16 protein-coding genes are annotated in these 18,588 nt (G+C 45.4%); 10 read left to right on the forward strand and 6 right to left on the reverse strand.

Annotated features, from left to right (window positions below; translation table 11 throughout):
- On the forward strand, window positions 1-2,259 hold a 2,259-nt coding region (locus QUB56_RS10295; RefSeq protein WP_332955049.1), incomplete at its 5' end, for a right-handed parallel beta-helix repeat-containing protein.
- Window positions 2,260-2,359: 100 nt separating this feature from the next.
- Here the strand turns inward: QUB56_RS10295 and QUB56_RS10300 are convergent.
- From QUB56_RS10300 to QUB56_RS10310, 3 genes are all read right to left on the reverse strand, one after another.
- Window positions 2,360-3,316 (reverse strand): DUF6282 family protein, encoded by a 957-nt coding sequence (locus tag QUB56_RS10300; protein WP_332955050.1) that lies wholly within the window; start codon window positions 3,314-3,316, stop codon window positions 2,360-2,362.
- A gap of 67 nt (window positions 3,317-3,383) precedes the next feature.
- The gene (locus tag QUB56_RS10305) at window positions 3,384-4,289 is read right to left on the reverse strand and encodes an alpha/beta fold hydrolase (RefSeq protein WP_332955051.1); all 906 of its coding nucleotides are present in this window, start codon (window positions 4,287-4,289) and stop codon (window positions 3,384-3,386) included.
- A gap of 14 nt (window positions 4,290-4,303) precedes the next feature.
- The gene (locus tag QUB56_RS10310; protein ID WP_332955052.1) at window positions 4,304-4,750 is read right to left on the reverse strand and encodes a SufE family protein; all 447 of its coding nucleotides are present in this window, start codon (window positions 4,748-4,750) and stop codon (window positions 4,304-4,306) included.
- A 217-nt stretch (window positions 4,751-4,967) separates the two neighbouring features.
- Between QUB56_RS10310 and QUB56_RS10315 the strand changes: the two genes are divergently transcribed.
- The 4 genes from QUB56_RS10315 to QUB56_RS10330 all read left to right on the forward strand — a co-directional run bounded on the left by QUB56_RS10315 (window position 4,968) and on the right by QUB56_RS10330 (window position 8,323).
- Entirely contained in the window at window positions 4,968-5,966 is a 999-nt protein-coding gene (locus QUB56_RS10315; RefSeq protein WP_332955053.1) for an iron ABC transporter permease, read from the forward strand.
- Window positions 5,967-6,098: 132 nt separating this feature from the next.
- Window positions 6,099-6,884, forward strand: a complete 786-nt coding sequence (locus QUB56_RS10320) for an ABC transporter ATP-binding protein (RefSeq protein ID WP_332955054.1) — start codon at window positions 6,099-6,101, stop codon at window positions 6,882-6,884.
- Window positions 6,885-7,197: 313 nt separating this feature from the next.
- Window positions 7,198-7,392: a hypothetical protein gene (locus QUB56_RS10325; RefSeq protein WP_332955055.1), complete on the forward strand. Its 195-nt coding sequence runs from the start codon at window positions 7,198-7,200 to the stop codon at window positions 7,390-7,392.
- Window positions 7,393-7,417: 25 nt separating this feature from the next.
- Complete coding sequence (locus tag QUB56_RS10330; RefSeq protein WP_332955056.1) at window positions 7,418-8,323, forward strand: ABC transporter substrate-binding protein; 906 nt, start codon at window positions 7,418-7,420, stop codon at window positions 8,321-8,323.
- A 198-nt stretch (window positions 8,324-8,521) separates the two neighbouring features.
- Here the strand turns inward: QUB56_RS10330 and QUB56_RS10335 are convergent, their stop codons facing one another.
- The gene (locus QUB56_RS10335; RefSeq protein ID WP_332955057.1) at window positions 8,522-8,881 is read right to left on the reverse strand and encodes a hypothetical protein; all 360 of its coding nucleotides are present in this window, start codon (window positions 8,879-8,881) and stop codon (window positions 8,522-8,524) included.
- Between the two features lie 452 nt (window positions 8,882-9,333).
- Here QUB56_RS10335 and QUB56_RS10340 point away from each other — a divergent pair, with 452 nt between their 5' ends.
- The 5 genes from QUB56_RS10340 to QUB56_RS10360 all read left to right on the forward strand — a co-directional run bounded on the left by QUB56_RS10340 (window position 9,334) and on the right by QUB56_RS10360 (window position 15,673).
- Window positions 9,334-10,062 (forward strand): response regulator, encoded by a 729-nt coding sequence (locus QUB56_RS10340; protein WP_332955058.1) that lies wholly within the window; start codon window positions 9,334-9,336, stop codon window positions 10,060-10,062.
- A 6-nt stretch (window positions 10,063-10,068) separates the two neighbouring features.
- Window positions 10,069-10,677: an adenylate/guanylate cyclase domain-containing protein gene (locus QUB56_RS10345; RefSeq protein WP_332955059.1), complete on the forward strand. Its 609-nt coding sequence runs from the start codon at window positions 10,069-10,071 to the stop codon at window positions 10,675-10,677.
- A gap of 519 nt (window positions 10,678-11,196) precedes the next feature.
- Complete coding sequence (locus tag QUB56_RS10350; RefSeq protein WP_332955060.1) at window positions 11,197-12,132, forward strand: fused MFS/spermidine synthase; 936 nt, start codon at window positions 11,197-11,199, stop codon at window positions 12,130-12,132.
- 228 nt (window positions 12,133-12,360) lie between these two features.
- On the forward strand, window positions 12,361-15,153 hold the full coding sequence (locus QUB56_RS10355; protein WP_332955061.1) for a HEAT repeat domain-containing protein: 2,793 nt from the start codon (window positions 12,361-12,363) through the stop codon (window positions 15,151-15,153).
- Between the two features lie 298 nt (window positions 15,154-15,451).
- Window positions 15,452-15,673 carry a HEAT repeat domain-containing protein gene (locus QUB56_RS10360; RefSeq protein WP_332955062.1) on the forward strand — a complete coding sequence of 74 codons (222 nt, stop codon included), beginning with the start codon at window positions 15,452-15,454 and terminating at the stop codon, window positions 15,671-15,673.
- A 204-nt stretch (window positions 15,674-15,877) separates the two neighbouring features.
- Here QUB56_RS10360 and ccmS read toward each other — a convergent pair whose 3' ends face one another.
- The gene (ccmS, locus tag QUB56_RS10365) at window positions 15,878-16,312 is read right to left on the reverse strand and encodes a beta-carboxysome assembly chaperone CcmS (RefSeq protein WP_332955063.1); all 435 of its coding nucleotides are present in this window, start codon (window positions 16,310-16,312) and stop codon (window positions 15,878-15,880) included.
- Window positions 16,313-16,766: 454 nt separating this feature from the next.
- Window positions 16,767-18,563: an ABC transporter ATP-binding protein gene (locus QUB56_RS10370; RefSeq protein WP_332955064.1), complete on the reverse strand. Its 1,797-nt coding sequence runs from the start codon at window positions 18,561-18,563 to the stop codon at window positions 16,767-16,769.
- Window positions 18,564-18,588 lie beyond the last annotated feature (25 nt).

Below are 18,588 nucleotides of genomic sequence, written 5' to 3' on the forward strand. Positions count from 1 at the left end.
AATCAACTTCAATCTCAAATCTCCGAGTTAGAAAATGAGTTAGCAAGTGTGCGTCAAAGTCGCTCTGACTTGGAAGCTCAGCTAGAAGCTTCTAACACAGAACGCTCGCAACTTTCTTCTCAAATCTCGGAATTCCAAAGTCAAACTGAGACAGCAAACCAGGATCAAAATCAACTTCACTCTCAAATCTCCGAGTTAGAAAATCAGTTAGAAAGTGTGCGTCAAAGTCGCTCGGAATTAGAAGCTCAGCTCACTTCTCAACTCTCGGAACTCCAAAGTCAAATCGAAACAGCAAATCAGAATCAAAATCAACTTCAATCTCAAATCTCCGAGTTAGAAAATCAGTTAGAAAGTGTGCGTCAAAGTCGCTCGGAATTAGAAGCTCAGCTCACTTCTCAAATCTCGGGATTCCAAAGTCAAATCGAAACAGCAAATCAAAATCAAGCTCAACTTCAGTCTCAAGTAGCCGAGTTAGAAAATCAGTTAGAAAGTGGCCGTCAAACTCGCTCGGAATTAGAAGCTCAGCTAGAAACTGCTAACACAGAACGCTCGCAACTTTCTTCTCAACTCTCGGAAATTCAAAGTCAAATCGAAATAGCAAACCAGAATCAAAATCAACTTCAATCTCAAATCTCGGAGTTAGAACATCAGTTAGAAAGTGGGCGTCAAAGTCGCTCTGAATTGGAATCTCAGCTAGAAGCTTCTAACACAGAACGCTCGCAACTTTCTTCTCAAGTCTCGGAAATTCAAAGTCAAATCGAAACAGCAAACCAGAATCAAAATCAACTTCAATCTCAAATCTCGGAGTTAGAACATCACTTAGAAAGTGTGCGTCAAAGCCGCTCTGAATTGGAAGCTCAGCTAGAAACGGCTAACACAGAACGCTCGCGACTTTATTCTCAAATCTCAGAATTCCAAAGTCAAACTGAGACAGCAAACCAGAATCAAAATCAACTTCAATCTCAAATCTCCGAGTTAGAAAATCAGTTAGCAAGTGTGCGTCAAAGTCGCTCTGAATTGGAGGCTCAGCTAGAAACTGCTAACACAGAACGTTCGCAACTTTCTTCTCAACTCTCGGAAATTCAAAGTCAAATAAAAACAGCAAACCAGAATCAAAATCAACTTCAATATCAAGTAGCTGACTTAGAACTAGAGTTAGAAAGTGTGCGTCAAAGTCGCTCTGAATTGGAATATCAGCTCACTTCTCACATCTCCCAATTGCAAAGTCAAACCGAGACAGCAAACCAGAATCAAAATCAACTTCAATCTCAAATATCCGAGTTAGAAAATCAGTTAGAGAGTGTGCGTCAAAGTCGCTCTGAATTGGCATCTCGGCTAGAAACTGCTAATAGAGAACGATCGCACCTTTATTCTCAACTCTCGGAAACTCAAAGTCAAATCGAGACAGCCAACCAGAATCAAGCTCAACTTCAATCTCAAGTATCCGAGTTAGAACATCAGCTAGAGACAGTTTATCAAGAACGCTTGCTGCTAACATCGCAACTTTCCGAAGCGGGCGATCGACAATCTGAGCATTTTGACTCGGAGTCAGGGAAAATTGAAGCATCTACTTCAGATACCAAAGTTTTGAGGAGTAAAGAATTTGTTGTTTCTCAGGAGGGTCAAGGCGATTATACTACTATTAGCGAAGCGCTGAAAAATGCAGCACCGGGCACGCGGATTGAGGTGCATCCAGGCGTTTATCGCGAAAGTCTAATTCTCGACAAACCGGTAGAAATTATCGGTAGCGGAGAGGTCGATCGCATTGTTGTTGAAAGTATCAGCTCAAACTGCATTAAAATGGCAACTGACAGTGCTTTAGTGCGGGGTTTAACGCTGAGCGCAACTGGGAAATATTACGCTGTAGATATTCGCAAAGGCGAGTTAATCATAGAAGACAGCGATATCACTTCTGCAGACTATTCTGTGGTGGGAATTTGCGGTTCTGACGCAAGTTCTATCCTCCGCCGCAGTCAAATTCATGATGGGGTATGGAACGGAATTTTTATATCGGATAATGGGAAAGCAACGGTGGAAGATTGCAGTATTTTTGACAACGGCAGTTTAGGAATAGGTGTCGGATTGGGAGGAAAATTGATCGTGCGCCGGTGTCGGATTAATGGTAATGAAGGTGAGGCGATTGGCATTTACAGAGATGGCATTGCTACCGTGGAAAATAGCGATTTAACGGGCAATGCTGGGGGTGCTTGGCGCATTGCAGATAACGGATACCTGCGCGTCAAAGGCAATCAAGAATAGAAGAAGGAAGAAGGAAGAGGGAAGAAGGAAGAGGGAAGAGAATTTCCAATTAGCGATTCCCAATCCCCGATGGCCAATACCCAATTACCAATTACCAATTCTAAATGCCTAACAAGAGAGCTGGATTGTGTTTAATCATTAAATCAATTTCAGGTTGAGAAATGCCTTCATTTATCAATTTTTCCACAAATAACTTGTAGCCTTCTGCAGGTAAAGGATCGGGTTTTCTTCCCAAATCTGTACTGAGAACAAAATGCTCGGCTCCGATTAGTTTAATCGCTGCTGCCATCTTACTAATAGAAACTTGATGCCAGTTTTTGTGTCTATCATCAGCGGCATTTTCTCCCATCAAATCGTTGACAAATGCTAGTTCTAGAAAAGCTCCCATCTGGGCAGCTCTTTGCATATTTTCTAGGGACAAGCCGGGTACATCTGTCATTGCGTGGGTAATCAGGATGTTCTTAATCTTGAGAAGCTTGGCTGCACCGACAACCGCCATCAATTCTTCTGAGGAAATATGACCGGTTTCCCATACCAAATTCTCTTTTGCTACAATCTTCAACACCGCTGATGTTTCCGGTAAAACCTTGCCATTTTCCGCAACTTTAATACCACTTCCCGACTTGTGAAAAACCTGCAAGTGATGCTCAGCATCAACCGTTGGCAGCCACACTACTTTACCGTATTTGCCGCAGATGCGGTGCATGGCCTCTACAGCGTCAGGATTAATACCACCGACAGCATGATTGAGAACCACTCCCCCGAAAACTTGGATTTGTGGTACTATTTTATTAACCAAAACAGCCCGCGCTGCTGTGCTGGCATAATGATTTTTCAATACCACACCTTTAATCTTCGCCCTAGCAGCTAATTTCCCTACTTCAAAATCATCTAAGCTGCGGGGAATCACATCAGGAGAATAATGAATGTGAAAGTCGATCGCACTTTCGATCGTACTCTTGGGCAAATTGATTATCTGCGACTCTGGGACAGCATAAACTGGCAGACAAAACCAATAGCAAACAATCCAAACTAACGTAAAAAAAACAGCTTGCATTCATCCCCTCGAACCTTCTCCCCTCTGCGTTCTCTGCGCCCTCTGCGGTTCATTCCTCTTAATTCTCTCAAATAAAAGATTTAACCGCATTTGCCAAAGCTGCTGCATTCTCTTCGTGCATACCCAAAGAACCGGGAATAACTCGCGATTCAACACCCGGTAATTCCGTTAATGCTTCCATTTCAGCCTTGGATTTGGGAGGCGCATTTTCAGCAATTACAACCATGACCGGCACTGCTAACTGTTGAAAGTTATCTGTAAATTCCGATCGCACTTTTGCCGGATCTAAACCACCAGTCACAAAGGCAGCGGAACCGTATCGAGCACCGGGTTTTTGCGTCACTTGCCATTTGCTTTGGATGAAATCCGGCGTGACTTTAGCGGCATCCACATAGACGTGGCGACGGTACATGAGACTGAGGAATGACGGCGCAGTGTTTAGTTTGTATAGGAATTGTCCCAGTAAGGGCGATCGTACTAATTCTCTCACGACTCCATGCCACCCGCTTTGCTGTTTGCTCATCGTCGGCAAAGGCCCGCGCCAAGTCGGTGCAGCCAACACAATCTTTGACCATACATTGGGCTTTGATTGCGCTAACTGCATCGCATAACCCGCAGCGTGACCAGCCGCAACTACAGCCACAGGACTATTAAAAATGGACTCAACAAAATCCTTGAGAAATTGATGGTATAATTGCGGCTGATAGTCGATTCGCGGGCGATCCGATTCGCCAAAGCCCGGCCAATCTAAACTGACAACTTGAAAATTAGAAGCTAACAATTCTGCTAAAGGACGCATTTCTTCTCGTGTAGAAACCGTACTGAACGCAGGCAGCAACAATACAGGATGTCCCTGTCCTCTAGTTTCGTAAATAACTTTGATTTGGGTTTCTTTCCAATTCCACAGATATTCTTGAACTGCGGCGGGATAGTTGCCCGAATTTGATTTTGTTAAATTTGTAGTTTGAGTCATGGCTGTTTATTCTTTTAATTTGCTTCGGCTTGCTTGCTCAATTCACAAGCAAGTGCCTTATTTTTCATCATTTGAAAAATGTTGTAAAAGCCGTTAGCGCGGGAAGGTGTCAGACTCACATTCAATCCCGTGTCTTGAATAAAATCTGGGGTAATGGTGACAATTTCAGCAGGCGTTAATCCGCTCAAACCTTCCACCAACAAGCCCACTAATCCTTTGACTAGCTGAGCGTCTGAATCGCCTTGATACAAAACTTTTCCGTCTACCAAATTTGCGGTAATATAAACTTGCGACACGCAGCCAGAAACTTTGTTTTCCGGCAATTTGTCGCTTTCTGGAAATGCTGGAAGTCGCTTGGCATACCACAGAAGTTGCTCGTAGCGCTGTTTCGGATCGGAATGTCGCTGAAAGCGCTGGACGATTTTAGCTAAGGCTGCGGGTAGGGCGGTGTTTGCGGACATGATTCTAAGTAGTAGTTTATTTTGCTAATATTATAATTTTTATTGTAGCAGCAGGTGTACTCGATTTGCAACATCGGCGTCGAGCTGCATTCATGTGTTCGCACTGAAGCCGTCTTCAGGTGAATGAGTTATTGTTATTGTAGTTAACGAGTTCGAGGGTTCAAAATCGAGGAAATATGGTATTTAGTGCTGTTAAGGAAGATTGTGGTGTAATGTAGTGAATCTGCAAAAAATCTGGCTAAAATATCGAGTTTTTCAGGCAGTTGTATTCTTAGGATTGGGTTTGCTGTTAACCATCGCCCTTTCGCTTTCTTTTGGTGCGGTACCCATGAACTCAGCTCAATTGTGGCAAGCATTTCTGCACCGAGGCGATGCTGTCAATCAAACTATTTTCTGGGAATTGCGTTTGCCCAGGGTTGCGGCAGCGCTGACGGTTGGTGCGGCTTTGGGAATGTCGGGAGCTTTGCTGCAAGGGTTGCTCCGCAACGGTTTAGCCGATCCTTTTGTATTAGGAATTTCGGCTGGTGCAGGGTTGGTTGCGATTACCATGCTGACTTTGGGAATATTTCAAACTTGGGTGCCTTTGGCGGCTTGGATAGGTGCTATTTTAACTTCGATGCTGGTCTACTTTTTGGGAAAAACTAAAACGGGAATTTCTGTGGAACGTTTGGTTTTAGCTGGTGTGGCTGTAAGTTCTCTGTTTGGGGCAATACAAACTACACTGCTGCTGTTAGCTGAAGACAGCCGTTTGCAAGCTGCTTTGAATTGGTTGATCGGTAGTTTAAACGGTCGCGGTTGGTCGGATTTGCAGGTGGCGGCACCTTATATTTTGGCTGCTTTGCTGTTAGGATGTTTTTTGGGTCGATGGATAAATTTGCTGGCTTTGGGCGACGATTTAGCTGTTGGTTTGGGGGTTTCGCTGGTACGATCGCGCTTGCTGATTGGGGGTGTTGCTACTTTGCTAGCTGCGAGTGCTGTCAGCATCGGCGGATTGATTGGTTTTGTGGGATTGGTTGTGCCTCACGGGGTGCGTTTGTTGGTTGGTAATGATTATCGGTTTGTGTTGCCGCTGAGTGCGATCGGCGGTGCTTGGGTGTTGACTTTTGCTGATTTTTTGGCTCGTTTGGGTGCGGTAGAATTGCCTGTGGGTACGGTTACGGCTTTGTTGGGTTCTCCCCTGTTTGTCTGGCTGCTTTATCGGCGTTCTAGTTCTTAAAAAGAAAGAAGAGGGAAGAAGGAAGAAGGAAGAAGGAAGAGGGAACAAGGAAGAGGGAAGAGGAAGAAGGAAGACGCAAAATTAATTACCGATTACCGATTACCAATAACCAATAACCAATAACAAAATCTAATGTCTTTAGAAATTCAAAATTTAACTGGTGGTTATGGCGAAGTTGCGATCGCCCACAACATCACTTTATCTTTACAACCTGGTGAGTGGTTGAGTCTCATCGGTGCCAACGGTTCTGGTAAGTCTACTTTTTTGAAGTTAGTTAGTCGCATCCTAACTCCGCAGCAAGGAAGTGTGTTGCTTGATGGCAAAGCAATTCATACTCAACCGGCGGCTGTTGTCGCTCAAAAATTAGCGATTTTGCCGCAGCAGCAAACAGTACCGGAAGGTTTGACGGTAAGGCAATTAGTTAGTTTGGGGCGTTCTCCTCATCAGGGTTGGTGGCAGTGGGAATTGAGCAAGGAAGATGCCCAAAAGGTGGACGTTGCGATCGGTCAAACTGGGATTGAGGAATTTCGCGATCGCCCTGTGGAACAACTCTCAGGAGGCGAACGCCAGCGCGCTTTCCTCGCCTTAGCTTTGGCTCAAAATCCGCAAGTTTTGCTATTAGATGAACCTACTACTTATTTAGATATTTGCTATCAATTGCAATTGTTAGAACTACTTAAAAAACTAAATATACAACACAAATTGACGATTATTACGGTGCTGCATGAAATTAATTTAGCTGCTAGGTACAGTTCGCGGATTGCTATGTTAAATAAAGGAGAACTTTTTTGTGTAGGAACTCCCGCAGAAGTTTTAACTCCTGATAATTTAGCTGAGATTTTTGGCGTAGAAGCTATCATTTTAGAAACTTCTGTAGGCTTGCAGATTTGTGCGATCGCTCCCACTCTTCACAATTAATATTTTTATGAGCAGTATAACCTTGCCCTCGCACTCAGTTTTCAATTTCTTGATAATTATTTCTATTAACTTATTGCAAAAATTCGCTGTTGGATATGAGTGCAAAAGGCTTTAACCTATTGCCTAGTATTGGTTTCAAAGGGTCGAATAAAAGTTAAGAGATACTTAAAAAATCCGAATTCAGGCAATAAAGGCGGTTTTTTATACAAAATCTACCGTAAACTATTGATATTTAAATCATCCAACAGTCAATCGATTTTAGATTGGAGATTTTAGATTTTAGATTGAACTGGTTCCTAGGCAGAGCCTCGCTATGCGATATAAGCGAGGAACAGCCTCGGCTTACGGAGGAAAATTCAAGGCACAGCCTCCGAATCTGCGTTATCAGGTAGAGCCTGGGAATGAGTCAAACAACACAGTCAACAGTCAACAGTCAACAGTCAACAGTCAACAATCATTTTACTCGTGCGATCGCACTTCCCGTCAATTCTGTCTCAACCTGCTCTAAACTCGCTGTAACTCCCGCCTAAACTATGTACAAAACTTTTTTTTCTCGTATCGCTATCCTGTTGGTGAGTTTAGCATTTACCGCTTGCTCCGCCGCCACTTCACCCCAAATTCAGCAATCAACTCCTGCTGGTTCGCCAGTTAATCAACCACAAACAACTAACAGCGAATCAGCACAAAAAGTTGTAGCTTTAACACCTTTAACCGCCGATATTATTTATCAACTCGACCCAACCAAACTTGTAGGAATTCCCGGCAGCACATTAGTCAGCAACAACCCCAAATTTACAGGGATTACCCAAGTCACTGCCGAACGCACCCCTCCTAATTTAGAAAAAATCATCGCATTGAAACCGGATTTGGTGGTAGGTGCGTCGGGATTTCATGACCAAACAGTGCAAAAATTGCAGCAGCTAGGAATAAAAACTTTACTCACTCAAGTTGATAGCTGGAAATCCCTAGAAGAGTTAACAACAACTTTAGCTAAATCCCTCAATACAAATCCCGAACCTCTTTTAAAACGCTACCAAACATTTTTAGCAGACATCCCGAATCAAAGCGCCGCCACTTTAGTGTTGGTAAGCAGACAACCGATTTTATCGCCCAATCAAAGCAGTTGGGCGGGAGATTTGCTGGGTAAGTTTAACGTGAAAAATGTCGCAGCCCAATTGCAAGGAAATAGCCCCCTTCGAGGCTACGTGACGCTTTCAGCGGAAAAGATTTTAGAGGCTAATCCGGAAATAATCATTATTGTCGATCGGGGAGAAGGAATTTTAGACGAATTTAAATCTGATTCATTTTGGAATCAACTAACAGCCATAAAAAATAATCGAGTTTACGTTTTTGACTACTACGGATTGGTCAACCCAGGTAGTATCGAAAAAATTGAGCAAGCAACTGCTCAACTTAAACAAGTTCTAGCTAAAAAGTAGAGCCATGATTTCTAGAGATTAAAAATCTCTAGAAATCATGGAACAAATTGACTGCAATTTCTCTCCGAGATCTTGCACCACTGTCAGCAACAGGCAAGATGCCTGTTCCACAAAAGATCAATTTTCTTGTGGAACAGGCATCTTGCCTGTTCATAACAGGTTAATTGATAATGGTGCAATATATGAGATCGATCGCCCTTACACGGGTAACAGGGGCACACCGCGCAACTGGCGCAGGGAATTGATGCAAACCGGGCAGTCACAGCCAAACATCGCCACGGCGGCATCGCTTTCTTCTTCCGTAAAGTCCAGCATTGCCACCTCTTCGTCAGCAGGGCGCTGCCAACTGATTTTTGGTTGAGAATTAGCAGCAGCGGTTTTGACGGGGACGCGCACGCAACTCAGACGCTGAGTGTGGGGCGATCGCACACACTTGGGCGAATCAGTCGATTGGCTTGGTGTTTCGCCAATTTGAGCGGGATTTGCGATCGCACTCAAAGACATCAAAGATCCAAACAGCGTCGGACTTACAAGTAAAGTGAGGAGCAATCGATTCATTTGTCGTCCTGGAGAAGTTCAACGTATACAGTAGCCGATTATCTGTTGCAATTCAACAAGGTTTTCGCCCGAAATCAGTACATTTTGCCGCTATTAAGGCTTAAAAGCCGAATATTTACCGCCTCAACCTCGAATAATATCAAATCCGTTATCATCGGAATAGTAAATTCGAGTTCACTGTTGACTTTTGACCGTTGACGATTGACAGTGAACAGTCAACCGTCAACCGTCAACATCACGGACGGTGTAACCGGAATGATATAATTTTCCGCCTATTAGCAACCTGCATTTTCTGATAAGTATCACTTTTGCTTCCCTGTTTAAGATTTGTTGCAATTTTAGTAACTCCGGATTGCCAGTGATAATAAACTCTTCCAATGTGGGTAAACTTATTTCAGCAACGGCTACTCGAAGCAGCGAACAAGTTTACCTCAAAAAGCAGGTGGGGAGTGATGAGTACAGTTTTAGTGGTGGAAGATTCCCGCAGCCAGCGGGAGTGCATTTCACATCAGTTGAGGTGCAGCGGATTGAATGTAATTCAAGCATCTGACGGGGTGGAAGCGCTGGATAAAATTGAGAAGATTTACCCGGATTTAGTATTATTAGATATCGTAATGCCCCGCATGGACGGCTACGGTGTTTGCCGTTTAATTAAAGCTAATCCCGAAACGAGGAACATACCAGTCGTATTTTTAACAGGAAAGGGACAGCAGTTAGGTTTATTGTCTAGGGCGATCGATCGCGCCGAGGCTTATGTTAGCAAACCTTGGCAGCCCAGGGAACTTTTGGCAACGATCAAAAAAGTTTTGCTCAATGCCAATATTAAGTTCGATCGAGCTTCAGCGGACGCTTGGACAGAATACGGAATTTTAAACTTAACTACTGTCGAACTGTATCAAAGTCGCGCCGATGCTTGGACAAAATACAGCGCCCAAATTATTAAATTGTACCAGGTTAGCTTAGCAGCTTTCGAGCAAGCTTTGGCAATTGAACCGAGTCACTCGAATGCAAACAAGTATCGAAACCGAGTGCAGACAATCCGGGCAATTTTGATGAAAAAACTAGAGCAAACTAAACCTTGCAAAGTCTGCGATTATTATTACGGCAAGGACGGCATCAATTGTGCGGTGCATCCTGCTGGCCGCCCTCAAGAACTGTGTCGCGATTGGGAATTTAATTAAACTAAAATGAAAACAAATAACCGCGCTTACTTGGAAAGCTTGCTGCAAGAAAGAAACGAACATCCCGAAAGAATGGCGGAAATTGATGCGAAAATTAATGAAACTTTTCGCCAAACTTACGCTATTTTAGTAATGGATATGTCGGGATTTTCGCGCACTACAGTCCGCTACGGAATTATTCATTTTTTGGCAATGATTCACCGGATGCACGGAATTGTCAAACCAATTATTTCCGAATGCGGCGGCACTGTTGTTAAGGAGGAAGCAGACAATATTTTTGCCGTTTTTCCGGATGTAAAATCGGCGGTGGAAGCTGCGATCGACTCTCTCAAGCAAACGGCGGCTGTCAACACGACTTTGCCACCGGAGATGGATATTTACCTCTGCATTGGTATTGGCTGTGGCGATGTTTTGATGCTGGAAGGAGAGGATATGTACGGATCGGAATTTAATCTGGCATCCAAGCTGGGAGAGGATTTGGCGGAACGGGGAGAGATTTTGCTCACCTCAGCAGCCTTTGAACAGTTGGAAGGTGACAAGCAAGATTGGGAAAGAGTGGAACTTTCGATTTCAGGTTTGGAATTGGTGGCGTACAAGCGGCTGGAATCAACTTAATTTTTCTGGTTATAGCATTTTTTAGGTAAGTGAGGTACATCGCAAAGATAGAGGACACGGGAGTGCCCAAGGCGTGTCAACTTAACGTAAAACCGATAGTCCGGCAGGGGTTGAAACCCCTGCCTCAAAGCTAAAGTCCTCTCAAAGAGGACTAATGAGTTCTTCAGTCCTCTTTGAGAGGACTTTAGCTATAAGCCCCGTGGAATTCATTCCCTGGCGGACTGCCGGGTGGGCGGGAGGACTGGCGGACAAAAAGCTTAAGTTGACACCAATGGGCAGTGCCGTTTCCCTACAGCGCTTGACGGGTGTACTTCATCAACGTGAAATGTGCTGTATATCTTTGAACACTAGGCGATTGAAACCCCGTCTACACAAACTTTCGTCCCGGCGCAAACTTAAGAAATAAGACTTGTAGGGTGCGTCAGACTGGCGTTATCAAGTAATTATTGAGAGTTTTGAACTGACGCACCCTACTAATTTTGACACGCTTGCCTTAGTCTTCATAAAATTTAAAATCAGATGATGGATCGCCCAAAAAGTTGGCAACCTATGAATTTAGCTGCGATTCAGCAGCGGCTTGCTTGGCTGCAACAACAGCCGGATGGAATCATTTTTTGCAAAGCTTCGGGAGTACACTATGTTGTAGTCAGAAAAGACAAATACAAAATTAAGCTAGCTTTAGTAGAAAAAGTTAATTTGTATACAGATTTACTGCAATCTGTTTTCGATATCAACAATCCTTTACATCTAGTGTCTGAATATACTCAGGCAATGCTGTTAGGTTTAGTGTGGCAAAGCCAACCTCAAAGAATCTACATTGCTGGTTTTGGGGGCGGCAGAATTCCCTTAGTTTTGCACCACTATTTCCCGGAAACTGTTATAGAGTGTGCGGATGTGGATCCGATCGCACTTGAAGCAGCTACGCGGTGTTTTGGCGTGCAGTTGGACGATCGGCTGACGGTAGCAATTCAAGACGGCCGAGAGTATCTGGAACAGCATAATCCCGATATGCAGTACGATATCATCATGACGGACGTATTTTTTGGCAACGGCTACTTTCCGCACAGGCTGGCCACCCAAGAATTTTATCAACTCTGCGAAAAACGCTTGTCAAGCGAGGGAGTTGTGCTGGTAAATCTGCTGCAAAGAGATGAGTTTTATGCGGAAAAAATCAAGACTTTTCAAAGCGTGTTTTCTCAGGTGTGCGTGTGTCCTTGGAAGGACATTAACAGCGTTTTGATTGGGAGTAACAGCGCTATTTTAGAGAAAGACGAGATTGTGGCTAGGGCAAAATCTTTGCAAGATGGCTATCAATTTTCATTTCCATTAACAGACAGAGCACGGGAAGTAATATTAGGTACTGAATTGGCGGAAGCTGTACCTAATTTAGAGAAAGCTCAAATTTTGCATGACGATGCGCCGCCTGTTGGTTATTTTGATTCTTGGTTGCTTTGATATTGATAATATCTCGCTTTTATGGAAGTTTCGATCCCCCTAAATCCCCCTTAATAAGGGGGACTTTGAGTAAGTTCTTGTCCCCCCCTTTTTAAGGGGGGCTAGGGGGGATCGAGATGATGGTTGCTCACACAGAATATTGATGCTACTTTTTTCCCAAATTTTCAGCGCCGATCGCCGATCGAGAAAAAATCTATAATAAATCCATATTCTAAAATCTACAATCAAATGGGGACACCAGTTGATTTTCCTAAATATCTGCAATCCCTGGTTGAGTCTTATAAAAAACAACAGCATCTCTACACGCTGACGGATTTACAGGTGGAGGTGCGGGTGGAAAAGCCACCGGAGGATCGATCGCAACCTCCATCCCCAGAAAATAAACCAGAAACGAAAATCGAGCGGCTGGAAGTGCTGGCGGGACTCCGCAAGTACGTGCAGCAGGGAAATGTGCTGCTAGTGGGCAAGCCCGGTTCGGGAAAATCGACGGTTTTGCAGCGTTTTCGGTGGGAATTGGCACTAAAAGCGCTCAATGAGGGCGATCGACCGATTCCGGTGTTGGTGCAGTTGAGGAGCGATCGCTCGATTCCAGAAGCAATCTATGCCGAATTTCGACAAGCAAAGCTGAGGGTTAGCCGGGAAGAGGTGGATGATTTGCTGTTTGATGGCAAGTTACTGCTGTTGCTGGATGGCGTGAATGAGATGCCATCGCAACAACGGCGGCAGGAATTGCAGCTATTCCACGACGACAATCCCGATACGCCGATGATTTTCACGACGCGGGATTTGGCGCTGGGCGGATCTTTGGGGATTGAGAAGAAGCTGGAGATGTGCGCGCTGACGGAAGCGCAGATGCGGGAGTTTGTGCACAAGCATTTGCCACAACATGGGGATTTGCTGCTGGGGCAGTTGCGCGATCGCCTGCGAGAGATTGCCGAAACGCCGTTACTGCTGGAAATGATGTGTAAGGTGTTTAAAAATAGCGGGAAAATTCCCCAGAGTAAGGGCGAGTTGTTTCAGGAGTTCGATCGCCAGTATGACGAGTTTAAGGGCGGTGCGTCGGTTTCGGATGATTTTCGGCGCTTCAAGTCGGAGGTTTTGCAGCAGTTGGCTTTTGTGATGTTGCAGGGCGACTCGCAGCGCCCCACGGATGGTTGGGTGGCGATTTCTCGCGATCGGGCTGAGGGGATTTTGGAGTGCTGGTTGCGCGATCGGGGGGTGGTGGATGCGCCAACGAAGGCGAAGGAGTGGCTGGAGGATTTGCTGGAGCACCATCTGTTGCAGGTGGCGGCAAAGCCGGAGGAAATTGAGTTTCATCACCAATTATTTCAGGAGTATTATGCGGGGCGGGCGTTGCTGAAACTGTTGGTTGAAAGGCCTATTGATGCGATCGAGGATGAACGGTTGCAGCATTTCTATTTGAATTATTTTAAATGGACGGAGCCTCTGGCGTTCATGCTGTCGTTGTTGCGGGATGAGGCGCAGGCGGTGCGGGTTGTGCGGCTGGCATTCGATGTGGATTTGAGGTTGGGGGCGCGGCTGGCGGGGGAGGTGCAGCGGGACATTCAGAAGCGCACGGTTGGGTTGGTGGATGGGTTGGATGTGCCGGGGTGGTTAAAGGGTGGGCTTTTGGGGGAAGTGCGATCGGATGAGGCGATTGCGAGATTACTTAAACTCCTTGAACATTCAGACGATTTTGTGCGTTGGAGGGCGGTATCTGCGTTAGGCAAATTTGGTGACGAAAAGGCGATTCCGGGATTACTTAAACTCCTTGAACATTCAGACGATTTTGTGCGTAGGAGCGCGGCATATGCCTTAGGCAATATCGGTGACGATCAGGCGATTCCGGGATTACTTAAACTCGTTGAAGAGCCAGACTATTTTGTGCGTTGGAGCGCGGCAGATGCCTTAGGCAATATCGGTGACGATCAGGCGATTCCGGGATTAGTTGAACTCGTTGAAGAGCCAGACTATTTTGTGCGTTGGAGCGCGGCATATGCCTTCAAAATCGGTGACGAAAAGGCGATTCCGGGATTACTTAAACTCCTGGAAGATCCAGACTCGGATGTGCGTAGTAGCGCGGCAGATGTCTTAGGCAAAATCGGTGGCGATCAGGCGATTCCGGAATTACTTAAACTCGTTGAACATTCAGACTATTTTGTGCGTTGGAGCGCGGCAGATGCCTTAGGCAAAATCGGTGACGATCAGGCGATTCCAGGATTACTTAAACTCGTTGAAGATTCAGACTCGGATGTGCGTAGTAGCGCGGCAGATGCCTTAGGCAAAATCGGTGACGAGAAGGCGATTCCGGGATTGCTTAAACTCGTTGAAGATTCAGACTCTGGTGTGCGTTGGAGCGCGGCAGATGCCTTAGGCAACATCGCTAAGCACCACACAGAGAAAGTCGCCCTCCATCTCCCCGAGCTCCTCAACTTAATTCCCTCCGAATCCGGCAAAGAAGTTCACCGCGCCATCCTCGCCATCCAAGCCGCCTGCAAATACTACAACTACCCGATACATCAGTTATCCCTAGCACCGCACCCAGCCAAACCACCCCAACCAACCGAACTCCTTGCTAACATTGACCAAACCACCCAGCAAATCCACAAAAGAACAAAACAAATGGCTGACCAACCCACCCAAGACTTCTCCCATGCAACCTTCCAATCCCCCGTCATCTTCGGCACCAACCACGGGTACCAAGCCCACCACCTCCACATCGCCGCCCAGCAATCCTCCCCTGAAGCTGCACTCAATGCAGTGGTGCAAATCATCCAGGCATTAGAAAAAAAATATACTAATGTGCAAGACGAGCAACAAGCACGCATTATTATTGATGCAAAATTTAAGGAAATCAAAGAGCAAAAACGTATAGAGTGGCAAAACCTAATCAGCCTCCAACGGCTTTACAACGGTGGCAAAAATGCAGCGGTGAAAGTTGGCGAACACTTCGCCGAATCAAGTGTCTGGGGCAAAGCAGGCGTTGGCTTCATCGAAGGCATATCCGAAGACGTGAACTAGCCAACTAACCCAAAAGTTTGCTGAAATATTGCAACATTTTTAATAAGGCTTTCAGGGCGGGCGAGAGGCCCACCCCACAAGAGAATTTACTCTTTGTGGAACAGGCATCTTGCCTGTTCCTGACGAAAAGTTTGCTGAAATATTGCAACATTTTTAATAAGGCTTTCAGGGCGGGCGAGACGCCCACCCCACAAGAGAATTTACTCTTTGTGGAACAGGCATCTTGCCTGTTCCTAAAAGGGATGCAAGATGTAAAATAAAACAAAAGTAAGCGCTGTCCCAACCCGAGGCTAACAGCATGATTCAAAACCCGGCATACTATCAGATGGTGCTAGACACCTTTTGCACCGCCCTAGAGGATGCCCGCCCCGCTGTCAGGGCGAAAGCTGCAGAAGCACTGGGAAAAATGGGAGATGTCGCGATGGTGCCCATATTAGTTAAAGCCTTCAAAGACACCTCACCCGAAGTCCGTTCCAGCGTCATCCAAGCCCTCAAACAACTGATACTAAATGAGGCTTAAATACTCCTTTCATATCATGTCCGATCGATTAACCATAATATCCCGGCCGGGGCGGGTTTTTGAGATAGTCAATTATTGGCAGGTATTGTTGGCTCACGGGCCCCTACAAAAATCGCGGTCGATCGATCGGACATGATATCATTTCTTAGTCCCCCTCTGCTCGGACTTCCTTTGTGCAGACGCGATTTCAAGATCCGAGTAATCTTATCCTTTCATACATTCAACCATCTGCTGTTCCAGCTTAGCCAACAATGTATCAACATCTGTTGCCGCTTCCTCAAAACAAACAGGAGGTTCAGGCTTAGGTTCAAAAAGAATCAACTTAATTTGACCTTCACCGATCGCCAAAATCGCCACTTCCTTCTCAGGCTTGTGAGCGTTCAACACACCTACAACTTCCTGAATATGACTTCTCACTTGACGGTTCAACTCCTCAACCGCCTCTTTCTTACAATACACAAAACGCGCAGTTTCTGCAATATCAATTGCCAAAATCTCCTCGCTTTCCTCTCCTCTTTCCAGGAATAGCCCCCAAGCCAAAGCAGCCAATTCATTTTGATTAGCTTTCACAAATTTATCTAACTTGCGGCTCCAGCTATTTTCGTTGGGTTTGGACTCAGGGCTATCAAATAGAAACATTTTCTCTTCTTGTTTGTATAAACTAATATTTTACAGTCAGCAGTCAGCAGTCAGTTGGCAGTTGTCATTAGTTAGGAGTGAAATTACCAACTATAGCAATCCTAAATGATTATACTCGTTACCAGGCTCTGCCTGGTAATGCATATCCGGAGGCTCTGCCTCCATAGTCTGGGCCGAGGCAGAGCCTCTGGACATCGGTTCCCAGGCAGAACCTGGAAGTTAATTATCTCATAAACCCGCCCCGCCCATATACTGATGATGCTATACCAATCCTTGCAGGAGCCGTAAATTTTTTACCCCACCCCAGCCCTCCCCTTAGCAAGGGAAGGGAGTAAGAAATTCACAAATGATTTAGGATTGCTATACCAGACACGATATTACCAATTACCAATTACCAATTACCAATTGCCAATTGCCAATTACCAATTCCCAATTCCCAAAAAGCGCTGCGTGTCTATTTTAGACCAGATTGCACGCGCCAGAGCGACGCATAAACTCCGTCCAGTTCGACAAGTTGTTCGTGCTGCCCCGATTCTACCACTATCCCCTCATCCATCACAAAAATGCAGTCAGCATTGCGGACAGTAGAAAGACGGTGGGCGATCGCAATTGTAGTGCGATTCTTAGTAATTCGTTCGAGCGATCGCTGAATTGCAGCTTCCGTCTCGTTATCCACCGCTGAAGTAGCTTCATCAAGGATCAAAATCGGCGGATTCTTCAAAACAGCCCTCGCAATTGCAATGCGCTGCCGCTGTCCCCCCGACAATTTTTGACCGCGTTCCCCTACAATAGTCTTGTAACCGTCCGGCAATTGGACTATAAACTCGTGCGCTTCAGCAATTTTAGCAGCATTTACTATCTCTCGATTACTTACCTCAAAACTGCCGTAAGCAATATTTTCTGCCACCGTACCGTGAAACAAAAACACATCTTGACTCACCAATCCGATCGCTCTCCGCAAATCTTTTAAATTCAGATTATTTAACTCTATACCGTCGAGATAAATATTCCCGTACTGTACCTCGTACAGCCTCAAAATTAGTTTCACCAGCGTACTTTTTCCCGAACCAGTCGCCCCAACAATCGCAGTAGTTTTCCCCGCCGGCAGAGTCATAGAAAAATACTGCAAAATCGGTTTTCTTTGATTGTAAGAAAAGGTAACATTTTTAAATTCCAACTCACCCTTAATCGAACTAACCGGCAGCCGAATATCACCCGTGCGAATAGCGATCGGAGTATCCAACAAATTCATCACCCGATTAGTAGAAGCCATAGCGCGCTGGTATTGATCCAGAGTATCTCCCAGGCGAGTCAGCGGCCACAGCAACCGCTGCGTCATAAACACCAAAACGCTGTAAGTTCCCACAGACAACCGACCCGCCACCACCTCCAAACCGCCCATAAATAGCGTTGCAATAAACCCCAAGAAAATCACAACCCGAATCAGCGGAATAAAAGCAGCCGAAAGTACGATCGCCCGTCGGTTGCTTTCGCGGTAAGCTTGGCTTTGTGTTTCGATGCGCTGAATCTCATAATCTTCGGAAGTAAAACTTTTAATAGTAGTAATTCCCATCAAATTATTCGACAGTTGCCCGTTGAGAAAACTCACCTTTTCCCGCACATCAGCATAGAGAGGAGCGAGGCGCTCTTGAAAAGCGATCGAACCCCAAATAATAAAAGGTATCGGCAGCATAGACAGCCCAGCCACACCAGGAGAAGCAGCAAAAAAAGCCGCGCCAATCACAACAACCGTTGTAAATACCTGAATCACCTCATTAGCGCCGTCGTCCAAAAAACGTTCGAGTTGATTGATATCATCATTGAGAATAGAAATCAAACCGCCCGTGCTGCGTTCTTCAAAATAAGCTAATTCTAATTCCTGCAAATGGCTGTAAGCTTCCAGACGCAAATCGTGCTCAATATCCTGAGCCAAATTGCGCCACAAATAATCATAGGCATATTCAAAAAGAGATTCCAACGCCCAAACAACCGCGCTCAAAATAGTGATAATTGCCAGTTGCCAAAAGACATCTTTTATGCCCCACTGAGCGAGGAGAGAATCTTGCTGTTTCACCACCACATCAACGGCAATACCGATTAATGCTGGCGGCGCTAAATCAAAGAATTTATTCAGCAGCGAACAGATACTTGCCAGCCAAGCTTTCACGCGGTAGCGGCGCCCGTACCTCAGCAGCCGCTTTAGGGGATGGACAGGTTTTGATTGATTTGGTGATACTTGAGAATCATTCATAGGGCATCGGTATCGGAAATAGGGT

This window comes from Microcoleus sp. AR_TQ3_B6, assembly GCF_036702785.1.
Taxonomy (GTDB): domain Bacteria; phylum Cyanobacteriota; class Cyanobacteriia; order Cyanobacteriales; family Microcoleaceae; genus Microcoleus.

Bases quoted from the DNA above. Each gene is read 5' to 3' on its own strand.
- QUB56_RS10300 (WP_332955050.1), bottom strand. From the start codon at position 3,316: ATGCAAGCTGTTTTTTTTACGTTAGTTTGGATTGTTTGCTATTGGTTT.
- QUB56_RS10305 (WP_332955051.1), bottom strand. From the start codon at position 4,289: ATGACTCAAACTACAAATTTAACAAAATCAAATTCGGGCAACTATCCC.
- QUB56_RS10310 (WP_332955052.1), bottom strand. From the start codon at position 4,750: ATGTCCGCAAACACCGCCCTACCCGCAGCCTTAGCTAAAATCGTCCAG.
- QUB56_RS10320 (WP_332955054.1), top strand. From the start codon at position 6,099: ATGTCTTTAGAAATTCAAAATTTAACTGGTGGTTATGGCGAAGTTGCG.
- QUB56_RS10325 (WP_332955055.1), top strand. From the start codon at position 7,198: ATGCGATATAAGCGAGGAACAGCCTCGGCTTACGGAGGAAAATTCAAG.
- QUB56_RS10330 (WP_332955056.1), top strand. From the start codon at position 7,418: ATGTACAAAACTTTTTTTTCTCGTATCGCTATCCTGTTGGTGAGTTTA.
- QUB56_RS10335 (WP_332955057.1), bottom strand. From the start codon at position 8,881: ATGAATCGATTGCTCCTCACTTTACTTGTAAGTCCGACGCTGTTTGGA.
- QUB56_RS10340 (WP_332955058.1), top strand. From the start codon at position 9,334: ATGAGTACAGTTTTAGTGGTGGAAGATTCCCGCAGCCAGCGGGAGTGC.
- QUB56_RS10345 (WP_332955059.1), top strand. From the start codon at position 10,069: ATGAAAACAAATAACCGCGCTTACTTGGAAAGCTTGCTGCAAGAAAGA.
- QUB56_RS10350 (WP_332955060.1), top strand. From the start codon at position 11,197: ATGATGGATCGCCCAAAAAGTTGGCAACCTATGAATTTAGCTGCGATT.
- QUB56_RS10355 (WP_332955061.1), top strand. From the start codon at position 12,361: ATGGGGACACCAGTTGATTTTCCTAAATATCTGCAATCCCTGGTTGAG.
- QUB56_RS10360 (WP_332955062.1), top strand. From the start codon at position 15,452: ATGATTCAAAACCCGGCATACTATCAGATGGTGCTAGACACCTTTTGC.
- ccmS (WP_332955063.1), bottom strand. From the start codon at position 16,312: ATGTTTCTATTTGATAGCCCTGAGTCCAAACCCAACGAAAATAGCTGG.
- QUB56_RS10370 (WP_332955064.1), bottom strand. From the start codon at position 18,563: ATGAATGATTCTCAAGTATCACCAAATCAATCAAAACCTGTCCATCCC.